This is a genomic window from Bradyrhizobium sp. Leo170 (genome assembly GCF_004296405.1).
Taxonomy (GTDB): Bacteria; Pseudomonadota; Alphaproteobacteria; order Rhizobiales; family Xanthobacteraceae; genus Bradyrhizobium.
In genome coordinates, this window is sequence record NZ_PSRR01000764.1 from 1 (window position 1) to 942 (window position 942).

Annotated in this window: 2 protein-coding genes; both read right to left on the bottom strand. The window is 61.7% G+C overall.

Annotated elements, in window-relative coordinates; translation table 11 throughout:
- Positions 1–172: 172 nt before the first annotated feature.
- Positions 173–397, bottom strand: coding sequence for a hypothetical protein (locus CWO89_RS48690; protein WP_245476877.1), 225 nt, complete (start codon positions 395–397; stop codon positions 173–175).
- On the bottom strand, positions 381–923 hold the full coding sequence (locus CWO89_RS48695; RefSeq protein ID WP_245476878.1) for a reverse transcriptase family protein: 543 nt from the start codon (positions 921–923) through the stop codon (positions 381–383). Before CWO89_RS48695 ends, CWO89_RS48690 begins: the two co-directional genes overlap by 17 nt.
- Positions 924–942 lie beyond the last annotated feature (19 nt).

Below are 942 nucleotides of genomic sequence, written 5' to 3' on the forward strand. Positions count from 1 at the left end.
GTCCGTTTGCAGGAACCGCATAGCAGGCGAAGTGGCCGGTGATGACCTGTCTCAGCCATTTACCCTGGACGGGGATCGGTTTGCATTCGACGCCGCAGCTCTCGCTTGATGTCCTGAAGCTTCGTCCGCAGACGGTCGCGACGGGTCTTCCCTTTGGGTCCCCCGACGTGACTTACCGCAGATGTGGGTGAAGCCCAGAAACATGAACGTCTCCGGTTTGCCGAGCTTGGCGTGCCTTGCGGTTGGCCGCTGCATAGCGACCGAACTCAATCAGGCGGGTCTTATCCGAATGGAGCGTCAGCGCGAATGCCTCAAACCGTTCACGCATCGCATCAAGGAAACGGCGAGCGTCGTCCTCATGCTCGAAGCCGGCCACCAGATCATCGGCATAGCGCACGATAATCATATCGGCGAAACCCGTAGGAGAAGCCGACGAAGTCGCCTTCGTAGATGGCGTTGGGCACCATGACGGTCGCGCCCTGGACGATTTTGTCTTCCAGAGCTGCGATCGCCAGCGGTCTCTCCCGGCCGTCAGCCTTCGGGATATACGTCCGGCGTGACGGTTGGGGCCGATACGCTCCTCGGTGGACCCGAGCGTTCAGATCCTCAAGCCGAGGCTCCAGGTCTGTCTCGAAGTCCTGCCATGTCACCCCGTCCACGCCGGGGGCTGCTTTGCGCTTGAGCGCGTAGAACGCCAACCGGAGCGTGTCAGTGTTGATATGGTGGAGAAGCGCCGTGAACCGCTCTTTCTTCCCAAGCTTTGCCGCTTGCCGTACGCGGTCCAGCGCCTGGGTCACGCGAGCCCGGGTTTGCGTCCGGTGCGTGCTTTGCTGTCCCGCGTTCCTCTTGGTCCCAGCCCTTGGCTCCATCGCCTCTGCCACCGGAGCTACTATGGCCGAGTCAGACTTCTCCTGATCGTTCATCGGCGGCTATGGCTCCTCG

Coding starts and splice junctions, on each gene's coding strand:
- CWO89_RS48695 (WP_245476878.1), bottom strand. CDS start 923: ATGAACGATCAGGAGAAGTCTGACTCGGCCATAGTAGCTCCGGTGGCA.